15 protein-coding genes and 1 pseudogene are annotated in these 20,643 nt (G+C 64.1%); 5 read left to right on the top strand and 11 right to left on the bottom strand.

Features of this window, described 5'->3' with window-relative positions; genetic code table 11:
* From VE759_RS02590 to VE759_RS02575, 4 genes and pseudogenes are all read right to left on the bottom strand, one after another.
* Positions 1-254, bottom strand: a pseudogene (locus VE759_RS02590) (hypothetical protein); the annotation flags it as partial.
* 271 nt (positions 255-525) lie between these two features.
* Positions 526-807 carry an Ldh family oxidoreductase gene (locus tag VE759_RS02585; protein ID WP_324927941.1) on the bottom strand — a complete coding sequence of 94 codons (282 nt, stop codon included), beginning with the start codon at positions 805-807 and terminating at the stop codon, positions 526-528.
* Positions 808-1,309: 502 nt separating this feature from the next.
* Entirely contained in the window at positions 1,310-1,528 is a 219-nt protein-coding gene (locus tag VE759_RS02580; protein WP_324927940.1) for a hypothetical protein, read from the bottom strand.
* Between the two features lie 133 nt (positions 1,529-1,661).
* Positions 1,662-1,931 carry a hypothetical protein gene (locus tag VE759_RS02575; RefSeq protein ID WP_324927938.1) on the bottom strand — a complete coding sequence of 90 codons (270 nt, stop codon included), beginning with the start codon at positions 1,929-1,931 and terminating at the stop codon, positions 1,662-1,664.
* Between the two features lie 518 nt (positions 1,932-2,449).
* Here VE759_RS02575 and VE759_RS02570 point away from each other — a divergent pair.
* Positions 2,450-3,070, top strand: coding sequence for an FHA domain-containing protein (locus VE759_RS02570; RefSeq protein ID WP_324927936.1), 621 nt, complete (start codon positions 2,450-2,452; stop codon positions 3,068-3,070).
* Between the two features lie 42 nt (positions 3,071-3,112).
* Here the strand turns inward: VE759_RS02570 and VE759_RS02565 are convergent, their stop codons facing one another.
* A complete protein-coding gene (locus tag VE759_RS02565) occupies positions 3,113-6,139 on the bottom strand; it encodes a Kelch repeat-containing protein (RefSeq protein WP_324927934.1) in 3,027 nt (1,008 codons plus the stop codon).
* 352 nt (positions 6,140-6,491) lie between these two features.
* On the bottom strand, positions 6,492-7,730 hold the full coding sequence (locus tag VE759_RS02560) for a lipase family protein (protein WP_324927932.1): 1,239 nt from the start codon (positions 7,728-7,730) through the stop codon (positions 6,492-6,494).
* Between the two features lie 170 nt (positions 7,731-7,900).
* Here VE759_RS02560 and VE759_RS02555 point away from each other — a divergent pair, with 170 nt between their 5' ends.
* From VE759_RS02555 to VE759_RS02540, 4 genes are all read left to right on the top strand, one after another.
* Positions 7,901-10,075: a glycosyltransferase family 2 protein gene (locus tag VE759_RS02555; protein WP_414687814.1), complete on the top strand. Its 2,175-nt coding sequence runs from the start codon at positions 7,901-7,903 to the stop codon at positions 10,073-10,075.
* Between the two features lie 599 nt (positions 10,076-10,674).
* Positions 10,675-12,771, top strand: a complete 2,097-nt coding sequence (locus VE759_RS02550; protein WP_324927930.1) for an acyltransferase family protein — start codon at positions 10,675-10,677, stop codon at positions 12,769-12,771.
* Positions 12,772-12,837: 66 nt separating this feature from the next.
* On the top strand, positions 12,838-13,812 hold the full coding sequence (locus tag VE759_RS02545) for a glycoside hydrolase family 26 protein (protein WP_324927928.1): 975 nt from the start codon (positions 12,838-12,840) through the stop codon (positions 13,810-13,812).
* A 177-nt stretch (positions 13,813-13,989) separates the two neighbouring features.
* Positions 13,990-14,871, top strand: a complete 882-nt coding sequence (locus VE759_RS02540) for a UTP--glucose-1-phosphate uridylyltransferase (RefSeq protein WP_324927926.1) — start codon at positions 13,990-13,992, stop codon at positions 14,869-14,871.
* An 888-nt stretch (positions 14,872-15,759) separates the two neighbouring features.
* Here VE759_RS02540 and VE759_RS02535 read toward each other — a convergent pair.
* The 5 genes from VE759_RS02535 to VE759_RS02515 all read right to left on the bottom strand — a co-directional run bounded on the left by VE759_RS02535 (position 15,760) and on the right by VE759_RS02515 (position 20,402).
* The gene (locus VE759_RS02535) at positions 15,760-16,038 is read right to left on the bottom strand and encodes a hypothetical protein (RefSeq protein WP_324927924.1); all 279 of its coding nucleotides are present in this window, start codon (positions 16,036-16,038) and stop codon (positions 15,760-15,762) included.
* Between the two features lie 531 nt (positions 16,039-16,569).
* Positions 16,570-17,046 (bottom strand): hydrogenase maturation protease, encoded by a 477-nt coding sequence (locus VE759_RS02530; protein ID WP_324927922.1) that lies wholly within the window; start codon positions 17,044-17,046, stop codon positions 16,570-16,572.
* Positions 17,046-18,593, bottom strand: coding sequence for a nickel-dependent hydrogenase large subunit (locus VE759_RS02525; RefSeq protein WP_324927920.1), 1,548 nt, complete (start codon positions 18,591-18,593; stop codon positions 17,046-17,048). The genes VE759_RS02530 and VE759_RS02525 overlap by 1 nt, the downstream gene beginning before the upstream one ends.
* The gene (locus VE759_RS02520; protein WP_324927944.1) at positions 18,590-19,318 is read right to left on the bottom strand and encodes a hypothetical protein; all 729 of its coding nucleotides are present in this window, start codon (positions 19,316-19,318) and stop codon (positions 18,590-18,592) included. The genes VE759_RS02525 and VE759_RS02520 overlap by 4 nt, the downstream gene beginning before the upstream one ends.
* 403 nt (positions 19,319-19,721) lie before the next feature.
* Complete coding sequence (locus VE759_RS02515) at positions 19,722-20,402, bottom strand: IclR family transcriptional regulator (RefSeq protein WP_324927918.1); 681 nt, start codon at positions 20,400-20,402, stop codon at positions 19,722-19,724.
* Positions 20,403-20,643: the final 241 nt, after the last annotated feature.

Raw genomic sequence — 20,643 nt, 5'->3', positions numbered from 1 at the left:
CCCCAGCCCCAGCCCGGGCCGCCCCAGCCCCAGCCCGGGCCGCCCCAGCCCCAGCCGCCGTCGTGTGCCCAGCCGTGTCCCCAGTGGCCGTGGCCGTGGCCGTGGCCCCACCAGTCGTCGTCTTGCGCCCACGATGTTACTGGCGTGACGGGAGAAATCGGGCCGGCATTCGCCGTACCCGTGCCTAGTCCTAGAGCGGTGGAGCCAAAGGCGCAGGCGATAGCGGCTGCGGCCATAATCTTCTTGAGATTCACAGGTGCACCCCCTGGTGCAATTTAACAATCGGTCTACCTCGTGACCCCCTGCCTCAACGGTGCTCCTGTGAGCGCGCAGACGCAAGAGAGTTTTGGACCGATCGTGGTGATTTCGCAGTGGCTCTGCCACGCTGATCCTGCGTTCACCATGCGGACCTAGTGCACGCCCAGAACGATGCACTGAAGATCGCCGCGGCAAGTTGGCACACCGTCGGCGCATTGAGTCAGTCAATCGAACGCATACCCGCGGCGGTCTGCGACGTTTGTGCAGCTAGTCCCGGGCTTTGGTGCCTGTCCCCGCGCGGCGATGTTTGATCTCGCCGAAGCAGACCTGGCCGGTGGCCATGTCGAGCGCGAACTCCTCGCCTTCGCCGCCGGCAGCCACGCTCATCGGGTTGGTGCCGAACAGCGGCTCAACACCACCGTGCGGGGCTATCCGGGATGCCGCGGAAGTGATTGCAATGCCGCGGTCCGGGCGGCCAACCCCGGCAAGAACGCCGATCGCCCTGTCGGCGTCGATCAGCAGTCCCGCAACGGGGGTGCCGGATCGCATGGATACCGGCTACCGCACTGGCGACGCCAGTGAAACCACCGGTGCCGCGGCGATATTCACGGTTGCCCACGGTGCCGGGCGCCATACGTTGCGATGACCTCGACGACGCGCGTTGCGGAAATGGTCGAACAGTGATTCGTTCGTGATCATGGTCTGTTCCCTTCCGGACTTTGTCGCCGTGGCCAGTGCGAAGTCATGAGAGAAATAGTCGTGATTGCGGAGCGGTCTTGTAATCGTCGGAAAGCCAGGTTCCACTTGTGAAAGGGAAGAGTTTTCTATCCGCCCGGTAAGGCAGCCCGGGTACGCCGCGCCGACCGTAGGGCCCTTGTCCAGCGCGGCGTAGTGCCGGGCGCCGGGCCGATTGTCCTCGGGGTGGGGGCAGGGCTCCGCGGGCTCACTGGGCGCAACACCTCGTGGCGAATCGGCCACACCTCGGCGGCGGGCACTGGTCGAACGCGCCAGACCTGCGCCGCGGGGGTGATCGCGGTGCCAGCTGTAGCGCCTAGTCGTTGAGCATGGCTGGTATCGTCGCGCCCCGCAGCTGTGCGAGTTCGGTCGTGAGCCTGCCGATTCGGTGATCTTGTGCAGCGATCGCTTGGCATGCGGTGCCGAGTCGGCGTTCGCGATCGGCGAGCCTGATTTCGGCGGCTTGGCGGCGCTGCTCCGACTCGCGTAAAGCACGGCGCAGTTCGTCGATTTGTGCGCCCGGTGTGAGTGGCATACGACGTCATCACCTCTTTCTGTGTCGTGGTGCTGTACTTTCTCCGGCAGTGCTTCCGCGGAATTGTTCAGAACCCTTGGGCCAGAACTGGATAGGTGCACTAAACGCAACCGGTTGCGATACCGACAATGCGTCATCGCTCCACTAATTGGCTTGCCGCTTTTCCAGGCACGAAGCCCATGAGAGAAATAGTCATGATCAAGCAGTGGTTCCGTAATAGTTGAAACGCCAGATTCCACTGCAGAAACGGGAAGGGTTTCCTATCCGCCTGGTAAGCAACACCGGGTGTGAATTCGCCGATTGCCCCGTCCCGCACAGGAATCCGGGGCACGCGCGCGTCGCGTTCAACCGCGATCGGCAGCGTCTGGCCGTGCCGGCCCAACTCGGTGTCGGGTGCGGTCAAGTCGACGGCGTCATGGGTGACTCGACGTTAAATTAGTTGTTTCCCAGTCTCATCGACGACACGACTCCCACGAGCCAGTCGAGCCCTCCGGGAGGGAGATTGCGGTGCGCACCCGGCTTAGACATCGGAGGTCACCAGCCGCACCCCGGCGAGCCACCGCCCGAGACACCACCCGTTGGTTGATCCGGTTGTTGCAAGGGATGCACAACTGAGACCCTCGGCGATGGTGGTCAGCGGGGCGGTCGCGACCCGTTGTGCGCTCTCTACCTCCAGGTACAGCAGCATGTAGTGCTGCCGCGGATCAGGGCTACCGAATGAACACCCGCTCGCGACGAAATGCGACACGCTGCAGCCGGGCCGGGCTAAGGGTGAGGGTGCGGTCGGAGTCGCAACCCAGGGCCCGCTCGTCCACGAAGCCGACGAGGTCTCGACACCCCACCCCAGCCAAACGCGATTTTCTGCGTCATCGGTTGGTTCCAGACCTCGCAGGGTAAGAATTGGCCTGACAGGAGGTCTACATGTCGTCCCACCTGGAAGTTTGGAAACCGTCAGGACGCGAGCTGATCACGCTGAGCGGCCATAGGGTGACCATCGGCAAGGCCGACACAAATCTCGTGTCGCTCGAGCACGACGCGACCGTCTCCCGCTTGCACGCCGTCCTGGAAAACCTCGGGTCTGCTTGGTCGGTACGGGATTTGGGCAGTCGCAACGGCACCTATCTAAACGGAGAAAAGATCTCTGCCGAACGTGTCCTGCGTTCTGGAGATGAATTGCGGGTCGGCTCGTCACGGCTGGTCTTCTGGCACGTGAGGCAAGCGGGCGAACCGTCGGCCAAAGACGAGACGGTTTCTGCCGAGCCCGCTCCGCCGCGGCTGACCCGGCGCGAACAAGAGGTCCTGGTGGTTTTGTGCCGCCCCTTGGTCTCCGACAACCCGTTTCCTGGGCCCGCGTCGGTTCGTGACATGGCTCTCGAGCTATTCGTGACGGAGGCCGCCATCAAACAGCATCTGCAGAACTTGTACGACAAGTTCGCTATCCCGCCAGAGGGAGAGCGCCGGGTTCGTCTGGCCAATGAGGCTATCCGGCGCGGGGCTGTCACCCTCGCCATGCTGCGCGACCGCGGTAAAGACGAAAAGTGACTGACCGGCGCGACCATCGTAATGGTCGGCGGCCCAAGCGGATTAAGTGAAGTCCAGGGCCTCGATGGTCGGGACGGGTCCTTCATGTGTGGGCCGGTTGGCGCCCCCGATGCAATACACGGTGGAGCCAACCGCGACGACCCCCTCAGCGTGACGCGGTGTCGGCATCGGCGGGAGCGTGATCCACTTCCCGTCGGCGATGTCGTACATCTCTGCCGTGCCCAGCACGCGCGTAGGTTCCTCGCCACCGACGGCCACGATCCGGCCGTCGATGTACGCGGCGCCGAAGCTTCCGCGCGGGGTCGGCATGTCCACCAGCTTGTCCCATTTCCCGGATTCCGGGTCGAAGCGCTCAAACGCCGCGGAGTTTTTGTCGGAGGACAGGAACCGTCCACCCACTGTGTAGACGTAGACGCCATCGGACACCGCGGCCAGGTGTTCGCGCGGGGTCGGCAGGTCGGCCGCCTGCTTCCAGGACTTGCCGTCGAACACCTCGGTCTCCGCGACGATCTTCTTGTCGTTCTGCCCGCCGACGACCACGAGGTTGTTACCAACGACTGCTGCCGCCGCCCCGGCCCGGGCATGGCCGAGGCTTGGTAGCTCCACCCAGCTGCCTCCGCGGAGCGCGAAAACCTTGTTCGACGCTTGTGCGATGTTGTCGCTGGCGCCCCCGATGACAACCACCTCGCCCCGGTAGGTTGCCGCCGTCGCGTGGTGCAAGGGGATAGGCAGCGGAGGCTGCGATTGCCACGTTTCGGTCTGCGGATCGTAGCTCTGGACGGTCTGGAGTATGGTGTCATGACCCCGCATGCCGCCGATAAGCCAGATCTTGCCGTCGAGCACGGTCCACGCCATCATCAACCTGGCGGTCGGCGTGTCCGGCAGGGACCGCCACTGTGATGCCGGCTGCGCTTTGCGCGCTGCCAGCTTCAGCGCCTCCGCCGACGACGTGACCTGACCATCGCCACCACCGGTGGATCCGCCGATCGCATACACCGACTTCCCCACAGCGTCGACCGCCATGCCGTGCCGCGCAGTGCCCATGTCCGGCAAGCCGGCCCACTTCAGTGCGGCGAGATCTAGCGCCGTCACGCTCTTAAGGACTTGCCCCGCGGCCATGCCCCCGACCGCCACCAGCCGTCGATCGGTTACAGCCACGCCGAGGTCGCTGCGTGCCTGCGGAAGGTCGGGCAAGGTCGTCCACGTGTTCGCGGCCGGGTCGTACGCCTCGACCGTTTTGAGGTCAGAGGTCCCGTCGGTGCCGCCGACGGCGTACACCACCTTGCCATCTGACGCCGCGCCCAACATCTGACGTGGAGTTGGCATTGCGGCGCCAAGCGTCCAGGAATTTCCGTCAAAGATCTCGGTGGTGTTCAGCAGCTTGCCGTTGGCGTTCACACCACCAGTGACGACTATGCGGTCGCCAACTACCGCGGCCGCCGCTGCCGCCCGAGGCTGCAATAGAGGCGGCAGCTCCACCCAGCGACTGTTGACGACCCGCCAAACTCGGTCGGACGCAACCTTCGGATTGGTGCCTTCGGTGCGCCAGCCGCCGAGCACGACTGGGTTCCCCTGCCAAGTCACCGCCGTCGCATGCTGTACCGGAACGGGTAGGTCGTCGCCGCCCTTCCAGCTGTCAATGGCAGGGTCATAGCCCTCGTGGCGACCGCTAACGCGGTTGTCGGCCCCAACGCCGCCGAAAATCCAGATGGTCCCGTCGGCCTCCGTGGTCGCCACCGCCTCGCGGGCAACGCGCGCATTCGTGATCGGCTGCCAATCAGCCTGCGTCTCGGCGGTCGGTCGACTGGGCAGGCCTTTGCCTTCACTGGTGCCGGCCCGCGATGACAGGAAGTAGACGCCGCCTATCACCAACAGCAGCGCTAGCACGGCGGCCGCCGCGGCGGCGGCGAACAGCATCGGTTTGCGATCGCGCTTTTTCGGCGTGATCGTCGCCGGCCGTTCGTGCGCCGGGATCTGCCAAGGCATGCCCGACAAGCTCGCGGCTGATGGTGGCGTTGGCGTTGGTGGCCCGCCCGGCGAGATGCTTGGTGGCCCGCCCGGTGAGATAGAAGCCCTTTCGGACACATCTGTGTGACCGGCGGGCCCCGAGAACGGCATTTCTGGCATGGCGACCGTGTGCTCTGGCTCAGCATTGGCCGCACTGAGTGCCATCGAATCCGATATCAACCCGTTGTGACGCTGCGCCACCTGCAATTCACGGCCGAAGTCCGCCGCCGACGCCTGTCGTTCCGCCGGATCCGGTGACATCGCTTTTTCGATCGCGGCGCACACGTCCGCCGGGATTCCCTCAGGACGCATGTCCGGCAAAGGTGCCGAACTGATCCGCAGGTAGTGCGCTAGGAGGTCCTCGCCGGTCTTGCGGTCGTGTGCGGCCGTCCCGGCGATCAGCGCGTAAATCGTGGCGCCAAGGGAGTACACGTCGGCCGCGGTCGTCGGCGGATTTCCGGCCAGCACCTCGGGCGCGGTGTAGGCGATGGTGCCGCTGAAGACCCCGGTCGTCGTTTCATATCCACCGGCGATACGCGCGATCCCGAAGTCGCTCAGCAGCGGTTCTCCGTAATCGTTGACGAGCACATTCGCGGGCTTGATATCGCGGTGCAATGTGCCTGCCCGGTGTGCGGTTTCGAGCGCCCCGCATAGCTTCACTCCGATACGCAGTGCATCCGGCCACGCAATCCGGCCAATTCGGCGGAGGCGCTGCGCCAGGGAACCCGCTGCGTGGTAGGGCATCACGATGTACGGCCGGTTACCCTCAGTCACGCCGACTTGCAGGATGCTTTCGATGTTCGGGTGGCCAGAAAGACCGCCCATCGCGTAACCCTCACGCAGAAAACGTTCCCGGTTGGCTTCGTCGAGATCAGAGGCCAGCACCTTAACGGCGACGCTTCGCCCGAGAGACGTTTGGTGGCAGCGATAGACGACGCCCGCGCCGCCGCGGCCGACTTCCACGGCGTCCACAAATCCGGCGGCTGCCAACTCAGCAGCTATCCCGCCAGGTCGTGAGGGCGGAGCGCCTTCCGCGCGTTTTCTGGCCACGTTGCCAATCATCCTCCAGCATGAGGCGGATCATTTGCGATCTTCGACAAAATCGCGAGCACTAGCCAGCGTCGGACTCACGATCGTCGCCGGTTGCAGGTCCAATCGGCGCCGAGAAGTGGGCAGTTACATCCGGAACTTGGTGAAGTCGCAGCTTCGTGTCTGCTCCGTGGGTCATGGCTGATGAGTTCGCTGCGGTCTGCAACGGGTGGGTACCCCCGGCCGCTAGTCCACGCTCGTTGACACTAGGCGTGGCCAAATTGTGGCCAAACTGTGGCAACGGCAGCGGGCGCAGCAACAGGACGCGTTGCATCACCCCTTGAACCCAAGCTGTGTCGCGGTGGAAAACGCGCGTTTGTGTGCGTTAGCAGTTGCCGACGGCGGGAACGCCGGCGAAGCGGTCGGCAATCCATTGGCCCAGCGGCGCGCCGGGATCCAGTTTGTGCCCTTGTCCTTCCATGCGGATTCGCAACAGCGTGTCGCCAAGCGCGCAAGCCCGGCCCATGGCGACCTCGGTCCATTCCGGCAGAACGGTCTGGTCGGATCCACCGTAGATCGCCAGCAGCGGGATCTTGGTCGGCTGCTGGGGCAACGCATAGGAGGTGAGCCGCCGCGTCAGCCGGTCGGCCGCTGAAGCCGACGACGGTTTGGCGTCCGAGCCCTTGAACTTGCTCGCCAAGGCGTCCTTGCCTTGGGAAGCCGGCGGCAGGCAGGCAAGCAAGGTCTTTTCGTCCTCGCGCAGAACGCCGTGCAGGTAATCGTTCGGATCGATGGATTTGTCGACCGCGGCCAAACCCTCGATCACATTCGGGTATAGATACATCTGGTCGGCGGTCAAGGTCGAGGTTTGGGCCCGCTGCACCAGTCCGGACATGTCCATGGTGGGAACCAGCGCCGCGGCGCCGACCAGGTCGGTGCCCTGCCCGTAGGCGGCAAAATATTCGGCGGCCGCCCAGGCGGTCTCGCCGCCCTGCGACGATCCCAATGCCACCCAGCGCGACGACAGCTGCGGTACCACCGTGCGGGCGGCTCGCACCGCGTCGATGAGGTTGAAGGCGGCCGACTTTGGCTCCAGGTAGGCATGTGATGTCGCCGCGTCCTGGCGTGACCCGGCGGGCTTGCCCAGACCGGCGTAGTCGGTGTACGCCACCGCGTAGCCGAGCTTGAGCTGGATCGCCACCGAACTGATGTCGCCGAGCAGGCGGGAATCGACCGTTGGCCCACAGTCGGGGGTTACCCCGACGGTTCCGTGTGCATAGCCGATGACGGGCCATCCTCCGGGTGGTGGGGTGCCCGGCGGTGTGAATACCGCGCCGGACACCACGGTGGGCGAACCGGTGACGCCGGATATCGATCGGTAGACCATCGTCCGTGCGGTTGAGCCGGCGGGCAGCTCGCTGAAATCAAACGGCACCTGGTCCGACGAGCTCACCACGGTGCCACGGGCGCTCCAGTCGCCGGTGGCGATGGTTGGCATCTGTCGGGAGTAGTTCAATTCCTCGTGCCCACTGCTGGGGGCGGGGGCGACGGGTTGGGACGTGCTGCACGCGGCGAGCAGCGTGCACGCGAGCGCGCCGCTCAGCCGTACGAACCTTGAGATCATATGCGCCCCCTTATTCCTTGATCACGAGGATGGCATGGGCGGCAGCTTTCTCAGCGGTTTTTCAACCGCTCGAGTGCTTACCAAGCGGATAGGAAACCCTTCCCTTTCACAAGTGGAATCTGGCTTCCCAACGATTACGGAGCCGCGCCGTGTTCACGAGTATTTCCCTCATGACTTACAGCCCCGGTAAGACGGCCACGGTCGAGACCATGGTGGTGGCGAAACGCGACGCCACCATGCCGGTTGCGTGGGCGTCGAGTCCGCTCGGTAACCCGCAACGCCACGACGTGCATCGCCCCGACCCTCGCCGGGACGGGCATCGCCCGGACGGGCGACATGACTCGCACCGACCCGACGTCCGCCGTGACTGGTATCGACCCGACTGGAGCCACGAGCGGCGTCAACCCGACCCCAGCACTTTCTGGCATCGACCCGACCCCAGCCGTAAGTCGCGTCGGCCCGACCGGCGCCCCGTCCAACATCACACAGGCGCGTTGGCGGCCCGCAGTATCGAGGTGCTGGACGAGCCTGTGACGGAACGGCACGAGTCAGTTACGGAGCAGCTGGTCCGCTGTGACGTGGCTGTGCTGGACGACCACCAGCCGACCGAACAGCTCCAGCCCGTCGAAGCCGACGCCGAAGGGCTCGTTGCCCCGCCGGCCGACAACGAGGTGTACTCCTACTTCGGGCCGCAGATGCGATGGGTGACGCTCCTGCTGATGGCCGCCTACGTGCTGGCGGGTTGGAGTCTGCTGCAGTTCGCGCTGGCTTCGGTCAAGGTTTTGTGGCCCATGTTGGTGGTGCTGGGGCTCAACGTGGTCGGCGCCGTGCTGTCGGCGCTGACGAGCTTCAACACCAGGCGGGTGTCGGCGAAGACACACCGCGCGCTCGTCGACGGCTGGACTCCCGCAGGCCAGGCGCCGAGTATCGATGTCTTTCTTCCCACCTACGGAGAGGACGTGGCGGTTCTGCGTAATACCTACACGTATGTCAAGGCGATGGAGTGGGAGGGCAGGATCGAGGTGCACGTTCTCGACGATGGCGATCGCAGCGAGGTCGGGGAACTGGCCGCGCAGTTCGGTTTCCACTACATCGTGCGCTCGAATCGCGGGCACCTGAAGAAAGCTGGCAACCTTCAGTATGCGTTCAACCGCACGTCGGGGGACCACATCGTGATTCTGGACGCTGACTTCTGCCCGCGGCCGGATTTCCTGCGGCACTTGGTGCCGTACATGGACGACCCCTCGGTCGGCATCGTGCAAAGCCCACAGTGCTTCGATAGTGGCGAGAACCTGCACTGGATTCAGCGCACGGCGGGCGCGACCCAGGAGTTGTTCTATCGCTGGATCCTGCCCTCGCGGGACCGGTTCAACGCTGCGATCTGCGTCGGCACCTGCGCGCTGTACCGGCGCAAAGCCCTGGAAGCCACGGGCGGATTCGCTCAGATCGAGCACAGCGAGGACATTCACACCGGACTGCATTTGATGCAGGCCGGCTACCAGACCCGCTACGTGCCCGTCGTGGTCTCGCGCGGCTTGTGCCCATCGGATATGGCTGGCTTTCTCAACCAGCAGTACCGGTGGTGCAACGGGTCGCTGGTCAAGCTGCACAACGCGAAGCTTGACGGCCGACGGGTGAAAATGACTCTGCGGCAGCGGCTTTGCTTCTGGGCGGGCTTGTTCTACTACATCACCACCGCCGTCAACGTCATCGCGCTCTACCTGCCCGGGATGATCATGGCCGCGTTTTTCCCGAAGCAGGTTCAGCCCGCCCAGTTCGTGCCGTTCCTCGTCGGGCTGTGGGTATATCTGGTAGTGATTCCGTTGGTTTCCAAGAGCCGCTGGCGATTTGAGGTGCTGCGCCTGCAAATGGCCTACAGCTACGCCCACCTCATCGCGATAGTGCACAAACTGCGGGGCCGCTCGGCGGGATGGGTTCCCACCGGCGCGGTCAATCGCCCGAATCCCCTGGCCCGCAGCATCAGCCGAGTGGGCGCGGCCGCGATCTTGTTGTCGCTACTGCCGTTCTGGGGCGTGGTCATCTACGACATCCATGCCTATGGGGTGCGTCGGTTCTGGCTGATGGCGATGTTCGTGTGCCTATACACCTACCTCGCGCTGCCGCTGTTCACCGAATTCGTCAAGATCCTGTGGCCCAGACTCAGCCGATCCGGGTCACGCACGGCGGGCAACAGCGTCGGTGCCGCACCGACCGACGACGTCCGCAGGCGATCTAATCCAAACCGGATCTCCTTCTATGAGGTGGTGTGCTACACGCTGGCCCTGGCGCTGGCCGGAGCAATCGCTTCTGGGTGGTTCGACCTGATGATCCCGTGGAGCGCCTGAGATGACGAACCACCGTGCTACTGCGGACGCGTACTGCGACCCCTACAACCTCCGCTGAGCCGAATCCATTGTGACAGACCAGCTTCAGGGCGAAACCTCGACATCCCTGTGCTGAACGTCAATGCACGTCTGTCCGCGGGGACCCGTTGCACCGCGGTCCGCAATCGCACGTCCTTCTACGGTGACGACTCACACTGACGGCGATCGCTCCTCCAGGAGCTGCAGCCCGTTGCAAGCGCAGATCCGTGAGAGGGGCATCGACCTCAGCGGCCGCTGACGTCCGGCGGGGCAACCACCCGAGCGGTCGTTGGCTTCGTGGCTGAAGCGGACTCGGGCCTGCTTACCCGGCGGATAGGAAACCCTCCCCTTTCAGCAGTGGAATCTGGCTTCCCAACGATTACGGAAGCACCTGCGTAAAAGCGACTATTTTCCTCATGACTACCTACTGGGAAGAACCGACCACGAGGTATAGCCCGGGGCTGAGGAGCGATACCCCCCCGGCCGAGACCATGCGCCTGGTGCAGACGTCCCGTATGTCCAGTAGCCCAGTACCAGCGCGCCACAACACGGTGCAGCGCCAGCGTGCAGCACATCACCTCATGGACCGAGATCCGACCACTGCGTTAGTCCGGACGCAGCCGCCGTCCAAGGCCAAGACCAAGACCAAGAAGTCGGAAAACCGCTTCTTCAACGATGTCGAAGGCATGCGAGGCGTCGCCGTCACGCTCGTCGTGCTGTTTCACGCGGGTGTGCCGCACCTGGCCGGCGGCTTTGTCGGCGTCGACGTGTTCTTCGTGATCTCCGGCTTCCTGATCACCGGTCTGCTGCTGCGCGAGTACGAGCGCAACGGACGGGTGTCGTTCAGGGGCTTCTACGCTCGCCGCGCACGTCGCATCATTCCCCCGGCCGCTGCGGCCATCGTCGCGACGGCGATCGCTGTCTGGTTCGTAATGCCGCTGTTGTCGGTCTTCCGCCAGGCACTCGACCTCCTCGCCGCATCGGTGAACATCGCGAACTGGCGCTTCATCGCCGCGGGCAAGGATTATCTGGCGGGCGCGTCTGACGACAGCGTTGCCACGCACTTTTGGTCGCTTTCCATCGAGGAACAGTTCTACTTCGTCTGGCCCGTGCTGCTGGTTGCGTTGGCCGCGCTGGCCCGGCGCATGCGGTGGTCCACCCGCATGGTGGTGGGGTGGGGAATCACCGTGGTCACGGCGGCGTCGCTGTTCGTGTCGCTGCGGTCGACGGGCAGCGACCCCGTGTTGTCCTATATGGCCACCCACACGCGCGCGTGGCAATTCGGCGTCGGCGCGATCGTCGCGGTTGCAGGGCCGCTGCTAACCGGCCTGATGACGAAATTGCCTGTGCAAGTAGCGATGTGGGTGCTCGGTTGGGCGGGATTGGCTGCGGTGCTGGTGGCGACCGTGACTTACGACCACTCGACACCTTATCCCGGATGGGCCGCGTTGGTACCTACACTCGGCGCCGGCGCGATCATCGTGGCTGGCCAGGTTGCCGCCAACAGCGCGCCCGCCGTCGGGTGGTTCCTCTCCGCGCGCCCGTTGCGGTGGCTGGGCAAGGTCTCCTATGGCTGGTACCTGTGGCACTGGCCGGCGCTGGTGCTGTTTAAGAGCTACACCCACATCAGCAGCTGGCCGACGTTGGTGGGTGTGATGATCGCGGCGCTGCTGGTGGCGTGGGCGTCCACTGCGCTGCTAGAACGCCCGGTCATGTCGTCGGCCGAATTGAAACGCAATCTGCAGGCCTCGCTCTCGGTCGGCTTGACCGGCACCATTGTGGCCGCAGCCTTGACGATGGCCCTCGGCGTGATGGCGGTCAACCGGGCCAGCGGGGCGGGGTCGGGCAATGCGTCGGTGAGCTTCGAATCGGTTTTCGGTGCGTCCACCGGTGCGACATCGGGACCGGTCACGCCCAACCCGTTCAAGGCGTTCGACGACCGGCCCGAGCGCGACGAGTGCCTGGTTCCGCTCGGCAAGCGCGAAACACCGAGCACCTGCGTGGACGGGCCAGCCGACGGCGTGAAAGCGGTGCTGTTCGGTGACAGCCACGCGCAGCAGTGGCTGCCCGTGGTGCAGGTTCTCGCGCGCGAAAATAATTGGCAGCTCAATCAATTCACCAAAGCGGCATGCCCCGTCGCCGCCTTGCAGCCCCGAGACGGCCGTACTGACCCGTTCACCAAGCCGGACTGCCTCGGCTGGCGCGAGGACAGCATCAAGGCGATCGCCGCTCTGAAACCCAAATACATCGTGATCGGCTCGCTGTCCACGTACGTGCCCGACTATCAGGAGTTCAAAACCGGCTGGGATCAGTCGCTGAACCAACTGCGGCAGACCGGCGCGAAGCTGATCTACTTGCGCGATACGCCGTACCCGAACAAGAACATCCCCGAATGCGTCTCCGGGGCGACAGACAACTGGTCCAAATGCGACTTCGACCTGAACAACGCTCACCGGACCGAACCCATTGTGACAGACCAGGTTCGGGGCGAAAATCTCGACATCCCGGTGCTGGACGTCAACATCTATCTGTGCGAGCAGACCAATTGCCGCGCAGTGCGCAACGGCACGTTGCTCTACCGCGACGACTCGCACTTGACCGCGACTGCGGTCAAGGCGCTGCTGCCGGCTGTCCAAGCACAGGTCCGTGAGAAAGGAATCGACTTAAGTGGCCGCTGACGTCGGCGGGGCAACCGCTCGAGTGTCCCGTAAGGTTGTCTTTGCCGAACCAGTGACGGTCAGGAGGTGTCGTTGCCCAACCGACCGGCTGGCATCAGGGTGTCGCGCCGCAGCGTGCTCGCGTCGATCCCATTGGCGGCGTTCGCCGTGATGGCTGCAAGCGGATGCCAGAGGACCCAGTCGCGGCTGTTCGGACTGGCGGCAACTGGTCTTGACGACGCGACGTTGCAGCGGTCGCAGGCCGCTGCTCAGACATTGGGCAAGCACTTGGACGTGCTGACCGTCTACGACGCATTCTCCTGGGAGAAGCCGTTGCCCACCGCGCTGCTGGACGCAGTCGCAGCCACCGGCTGCACACCGGAGTTGACGTGGGAACCGTGGGACCCCGGCGCGGGCAAGCACCAGGGCGCCTACACGGCCGCGCAGATAGCGGGTGGTCGCTACGACATCTATGTGCGCGGCTGGGCCCAGCAGGCCGCGGCGTATGGACGGCGGTTCCTGCTCAGGTTCGCACACGAAATGAACGGCGACTGGTACCCGTGGTCGGTGGGAGCGCCGGGCGGCTCGCCACAGGACTACGTCGCGGCCTACAGCCGAGTGCGTGGCATATTCGACGACGCCGGCGCGAAACACGTCGAGTGGGTGTGGTGCCCGAACGTCATCATCAGCGGCAACACCGAGGCGATCACGAAGTCCTATCCCGGCGACCAGTTCGTCGACATCATCGGGGTTGACGGATACAACTTCGGCGACCTGCCAGGCCATCAATGGACCCAGCCCGCCGACCTTTTCGCCAAGACGTTGGCCCTCGTCACGAAACTCGCGCCGGGCAAACAGGTGTGGATCAACGAGGTCGGCTGCGGCGACCAAGGCGGCGACAAGGCGCGCTGGATCTCGGATTTCATCGCCTGGCTGGTCAGCACCGACGTCCGCGCGCTGATCTGGTTCGAGGTCAACGGGACCGGCGGTGACCCCGACTGGCGCCTCACGAGCTCGGCCGACACAGTCGCTGCGGCCAAATCCGCACTGGCGTCCTGGTAGCCTCGCGTGTCCGCACCTAAATCGTTGTCGAGCCGCACATGTCAGGCGAGCCAGCCCATCTGCCGCACGGACGTCACACTACACAACTCACGGCAGTAGTTGCTCCCTATAGCTAACCCACTGACAGGAACCGTGACCGTGCCTTTTGCTCAATTCAGCTGAAAAGGGGGATCGTTTATGAAACAACCAACCAAAGCAATCATTGCCGCCGCGGGACTGGGTACGCGCTTCTTGCCACAAACCAAGGCAATGCCGAAAGAAATGTTGCCGATTATCGACCGCCCGGTGATCCAGTTAATCGTCGAGGAGGCCGTTGCGGCCGGAGTGACGGACATTATGATTGTGACCGGTACCACCAAGCGCGCGGTCGAAGATCACTTTGACCGATCGGACGAACTGGAAAAGGAACTTCGCGAGCGCGGCAAGTTTGAAGCAGCGAACGAGATTGAAAAAATTGCCAACCTTGCAAACTTTGTCTACATAAGGCAGAAGGGGTCACCCAAAGGAAACGCTCGCCCGGTACTAAACGCGCAGCACCTGATTAGCAACGACGAACCGTTTTTCGTGTTCTTCGCGGACGACTTTTTCCGTAGCGACGTGCCCCGCGCTAAACAACTCCTTGAAGCGTACGAAAAGACAGGTAAATCCGTCATTTCGCTCATCGAAGTTGATAAAAAAGACGCTGACAAATACGGCATCGCCAAAATCGATGCCAAGATTGACGACCGAACGTTTCAGCTGTCGCAACTAATTGAAAAACCAGGTGCCGAGAACGCTCCCAGTAACTTCGCCTCGGTCGGCGGGTACCTGCTGATGCCCGCCATTTTACCTATCATTGCTCAGGAAAAGGTAGACAAAAATGGCGAAATCACTCTGGCGGACAGCATTAACGAACTAGCGCATCAAGACCGGGTGTATGGGCGCTTTATCGAGGGGATCTGGCATGATACCGGTGACCACTTGAAGTATCTCAGGGCACTGGTGGACGTTGCCCTGACAGACGAGAACTACGGCGGGGTATTCCGTCAATATTTGACCGAGCGTTTACAACAGCCTTAAGGTGCGTGCTCGCTGTGCTCGCGCCCCTGGCGTAATTTCGGCGTTGTTCCTTGAGACCAATAGGTCCGCGCGCGCCGAGTGGCTTGGCAAGAGCGAGCCTTGCCGGCGCCACGCCGGCCGATCCGGGCGGCCGATCTCGGCCACGTCGATCCGGGCGGCCAGCAGGAAGATGGCGTCCACACCAGACCCGTGCCATACATGAGTTTCCGGATCAGAGTTGGCGATTTCGCGTGCGCCATCCGCGACTACGAAGGTCTTTGCCTGAGGTGTCTTCGCAGTCGACAATCCCAAGACGGTGGCGGTCCCCAACCAGTTGGCCAAGTGCCGACGGCAGGCGGGTGGCATCCACGTCGATGCCGGTGACGCAGAGGCCGAGCGATCTTCGCCGAAACAACCGCCGCCGCTTCAGCGTTCACCCGACCGGCCGGCAATCGTCCGGGTGGTCGCGGGAGGCCGCGCTTTCGCGGCACGCGGGGGTGGCTGTGCGACTACGCTTTCGGAACAGGCTGGTGGCAATCCCTTCGCATCGCCCTGGCAGCCATGTCGGCACGCAACTCACATTTCTGATCGCGGCGATGTAGCGATTGAGTCTTCGGACTTGTCACGGTCAGTCGGCATGGCCCTGTTGTTGGTGGTTGAACGTCGTCGAAATGGAACGCTCAGTGTCGTGGGCCTGATCATCGTGGTTGACAATGCTTTTGTGAACATTAGTCGCACTCGCATAACCGGTCTGTGACATGGCGGGACCAACGGGTTCTAGCAGCGGACGACTAAATCGATTCCATCAGTGGGCTTCCCATTTGGACCGTGCAGTTCGGAAAGCCAGCGCGGTCGCAACGCCAGCGAGCCGGCTGCGCTGGCGTTGCGAATGAGCTGTAGAAGCGACCCTTACTGGACGGCGGTCAGCGTCGGCCCGCCGGTGATCGCGCGCGGCGGAACCCGCGTGGGCGGCACTTGCTGGACCACGGCCACCCTGAGCGTTGCCGGATCGATGCACGCGCCGCTGCGCATCACGCCGCCGGCGTGTTCGCAGCAGTAGTCCGTGGGCATATTGCGGTTCATACACGCTTCGAAGTCGCTGTCCTTATAGTCGGCGCTCGCAACGGCGAGGGCGCCGAACGGGCTGATAGCCAGGGCAAGCGCTGCCGCGGACACGGTGGTGCGCACGATCCGACGTGCAGGTGCCGAAGCTGTGGCGGGGTGCTGGGCGGTCAATCCGCGACGGGGACGGTTCATGGCGGTTTCTCTTCTCCTTTGTGCGTCGCGGCCTCCCGGGGAAGCCGCTTTGTCGTCGCGGTAAGTCTCCGATGGGGGATTCGGTTCCGTAATCTCTCTGGAAGCCAGATTCCGCTCCCGAAAAGGGAAGGGTTTTCTACCCGCTTGGTAAGAAAACTGGCACTGCGTCTTGACTCGTAGCGACCGGTGATCGCGGCGGCAACGCCGCCAAGGCCGCCTTGCGGGCCCACGGCTCGTCTACCGAAACGGAATTATGAACCGGCGCTACGAGCAGGGGCCCCACAATAGGACATTAGGATGCTGGTGGTTCCGTGCGGAGCCGCGGAAGTTCGTCACCGGAGATCACCCGAGATGTCTGTAACTGGGCAATTCGTGGGCAATTTGTGGGCACGCAACACTGCACGATCCGCCGTCGCGTGGGCCCATCGCCATTGACTGCGGTGCGCGTGTCGTCCGCGGCGCTTATCGGGCTGGGCTGGTGCACTCGAGCATTACCAGCTTGACGGCTTGGGTCATGGCACCTGCGAGCGCCGGGCTCAACACGGCGGTGAACGGTGTGATCGGGCCGATCTCCGCTCCGATCAGGACGAGCTCTGGCATCGTGCGGTTGGCGAATGCCACGGGAAGCGCCGAGAGGAGGCTTTCAACGCCTGATCCGTGCATGCCCTGCTGCTCCACGGCGGGGACGCAACCGTTGACGCTGAGGCGATGGAGCTGGCCGATCTTCGCTCCGGTCTTGACGGCGTCGACGAGCACCGCCTTAGTGCAGCCCTCGAAAAGCGGTATTGCGTTGAGGCCGGCGGTGCCGGCGTCCAAGGTGCGGACGTGGGGTGGTAGGCGGCGCTCGTCCCGCAGCCGCCGCAAGACGTGCAGCCCGAACCCGTCGTCGCCGTGCCACAGGTTTCCGAAGCACAAGATGTGTATGAGCGCAGGGTTCATCACACGCGGAACGTCGTGACCTTATCGACTTGGAGAAAGTGCACGGTGCAGACCAGGCACGCGTCGTGGGAGCGGACGACGTGGTAAAGCTCGACGGGGTTCTCGAGGTCCTTTAGCTCGAGGCCGATGAAGCTCTCTTCCCAGTGTCCGCGGCGACCACACGCGTCGCGCGGCGAGCCGTTCCATGTGGTCGGGGTGATCACTTGGTAGTTCTCGATGGTGCCGTTGCGGATCTTCATCCAGTGGCCCAGGCTGCCGCGCGCAGCGTTGATCAGTCCGTAGCCGTCTCCGTCACCGATGGGGTCAGAGGGCTGGAACGTGGGCTCGTCGAGGTGCGCGCTGAGCTGGTGCACCGTCTGGCGCATCAATTCGAGCACCCGTACCGGGCGGTGAAACCGCGCGAACTGCCGGAGCCACGTGTTCGGTCCCTGCGCCTGGAAGAGCGCGGTGATGAGTGGATCGTGGCCGACGACCAGGTCGGCCATCGGTCCGAGTTGAACGACGCGATCGTCGTAGCGGGTGGCTTTGGCGTAGCTGTACTGGGGCCCGTCGGCGCTGCGTGCCGGCTCGGTCCGGCTCTCCCAGGGATGACACGGATGGCCCGGATCCACATACCAGGCGTGGCTGACATCCTCGCGGATCTTCGCCTCGCAGAAGGGCTCAATTCGCTTGCTCTCGCCGTCGTAGAATCCCGCCGATAGCAGACACGGACGGTCGCGGAACGGGGGCTGCCAGCCTTCGGGGTCGTAGTAGCAGCCCATGCTCAGTAGGTGGGGCGTGCCGGCGCCCGTTTTGTGCAGCCCGATCGAGCGGCCGTAGCGGGCAAATACCCCTACCGCGCTGTCGCGGTGCGCGGCATCCTCCTCCAGCCATTCGTCGAAGTCCTCGACGCTTTGCAGCGCAAGCCAGCGCTCGGTCGCGCAGCCGATGATCGACCGCTCGTACCAGGCCTGGTAGAACTCGACGGCGCTGAGGCAGTCGTGCAGGCGGGCCGCGTCCAGTGGACAGGTCACGCCCCCGGGCATCATGTACGTCGAGTGCGGCCACTGACCGCCGAAGCAGATCACCACTTGCAGGATCCGGTTGGAATGCTCGACGGTCTCTCGCGCGATCCGCCCGCGGAACGGCGCGGCGAACAACTCACACACCTGCTCGTAGAGGGGATAGTCGGTGTACGCAGCGTTGCATAGATCCGGGGCGAACATGAGAAACGTGTGGCGGGCGTCGTTCATCAGGGACTCCGCCATCAGGCATAGGTTGCGGATCCGAGTGCCGTTGGGAGCGATCGGCGTCGCAGATGCCATTTCAAGCGCTGACGTGGCGGCGTAGAGGTGGGAGGTGCTGCAAATCCCGCAGATCCGCGGCGTGATCACCAGAGTGTCCGCAGCATCGCGCCCCCTGAGGATCTGCTCGAAGCCTCGGTACATCGTCCCGCTGCACCAAGCATCGGTCACCACGCCGCCTTCGACCTCGACCTGGATCTCCATGTCGCCCTCGACACGGTTTACCTCCATCCCCAAGCGGATTTTGCGCAAGCCCGCGGTCACAGCGCCGCACCCTGCAGATCGGGCTCGGCCCGCACGGGTTTTGGGTGGTGCCTGAACAGCGCGCGGCTGATCGGGAACCTGGCGCTGAGGCAGCCGTAGCACACGTAACCCACCTTCTCGGCGGTTCCGCACTTACGATTAACAGCGTCAGCAAGGCAGGGCTGGACCGTCGAAGGTTGCTGGTAGCGATTGAGATCCAGCAGCTGCCCGTCCAGCAGCAAGCCCATCGTTTCGATCATTGTCGCGGAGTCGGCCGGGCAGCCGCCCAGATTCACCACCGGCATTCCGGACTTCGATCGCCAGCCCGATTCGAGAAGGCCCCCCGGGCGCGCATTGGTGAACTGCAGGCCGACAGACTCCGAAGGATTGGGAGGTGCGGCGGGAATGCCGCCGAACGCCGCGCAGCTGCCCATCGCCATCACGTACTCCGCCCGATGACAAAGCGCTGCGACGAGGTCTCGCTTCGGCCGGCCCTCAAACGTGTCGAACAGCCCCGTCCCATCCGGCCCGTTGATGATGCTGCCCTCAACGCAAAGCAGCGTGAGGTGTTGCTCACCGGCGACGATAAGTTCGATCATGCGCGCCAGCTCGCACGGCGGCTCCGGCGACAACGAGGGGTGCCAAAGCAACTGGACATCGTGGCGGTCAAGAAAGTCCAGCAGCGTGTCCGAACCCCCCGATCCCAGGATCGCCATCGACTCCCCACTGCATGCTCCACACTCCATCCATAAGAGCGTCGGACGCTCGCGTTCCGGTAGTGAAGTTTCCACGTCAACCTCCAGGTTTGTCCCTCCCGGCGCCAAGCCCGGTGTGAACCGGACCGGCGAACTGGCTGCTGGGGTCTATCGCCGAGACGGCAAACTGAACTTGCTCATCCGATTGTTGGTTCCGTTTTGTCTGCCCGTTTAGCCGAGACGGTGTCCAGGCGATCTCGACCCGCTTCAATCCGCCACGGTGCCCGGCACAACCCGACGGCCGCTGGCACGAACGGTGTTTTCTGACAAGGACATTGCACTTCTGCCGGGTGTGACTAATCAAGCGCCTGGTCCGCTGAGCGGACCACGACCGGACCGCCTGTTACGTGCGAAACCACCCTCAACCGCTGTCCACAATGACGAATGCGTCCACCTACCGCAGGGCAGCGCCGATGCGGCGTGCGGCGCGCGACACCATGTCGCGCAGATTTGGGGGTGGCTTGGTGGCCTGCACAAGAGCGGTGACCGCGCCCGCACATGTCCCATTCGGCCACCACACCGGGGCGGACACGCAGCAGATGCCGGGAACGGTGTCCTGACGATCGACCACGGTGGCGTGCAGGTCGCGGATGGACTGACGCAACCCGCGCCATTCTTGGGGCGTCCAGCAGTCGGGAAGCGCGACGTCGCTGGGGGATCGGGTGGCATAGAGGACGCGCCCGGTGGCGGTGCGAGCGATCGACCGCGGGTCTGTGGGGTTGAACATGCAGGCGCGACCGTGCGGCACGGTGGCACAGATCACCCGGAGTCGGTCGTCCTGCAGGATCCGCAGCGACGCCACGGCCCAAGATTGCAGGGCAAGGGTGTGCACGGGTGCCTGTGCGGCCTGCCGCAGCAACGGGTCTGGCTGCCACTGCTGCCCGATATGCCCGATCCGGGCCCCGAGGTAGTAGCGGTGGTCAACGCGCTGCACCACCCCGAGGGTGACGAGCTGCTCGGTGAGCCGATACGCCGAGGTTTTCGCTAGCTGGCTGGCGCGCGCCAGCGCGGTCAACCCCAGCCCATCATCGGTGCCGGCGAGCGCATCCAGCACCGCGAAGGCCCCGTCGAGCACCCGCCTGCCCGGGCCGACACCCGGCTCCGTACAGTCTCGGCCGGTGCGTGGATCGGTAGCAACAGCGTCATCCGTGCCAAACCTTGCCGGCCGCGGGTCCGCAAAGGTCCTGGTTACGCCACCAGTGTTACCGGCATAACTCCCAGATGTACTGATCGACAGGATGGTCGCGCACGTCAACAGGGCAATCAGCCTGATCTCCGCACAGAACGCGGAACGTCCCTGCCAAGCAATCTTCATG

The sequence above is a fragment of the Mycobacterium sp. genome (genome assembly GCF_035640695.1).
GTDB lineage: Bacteria > Actinomycetota > Actinomycetes > Mycobacteriales > Mycobacteriaceae > Mycobacterium.
The sequence above is the reverse complement of the archived record's forward strand: the minus strand, read 5'-3'. Positions and strand labels throughout refer to the sequence as shown.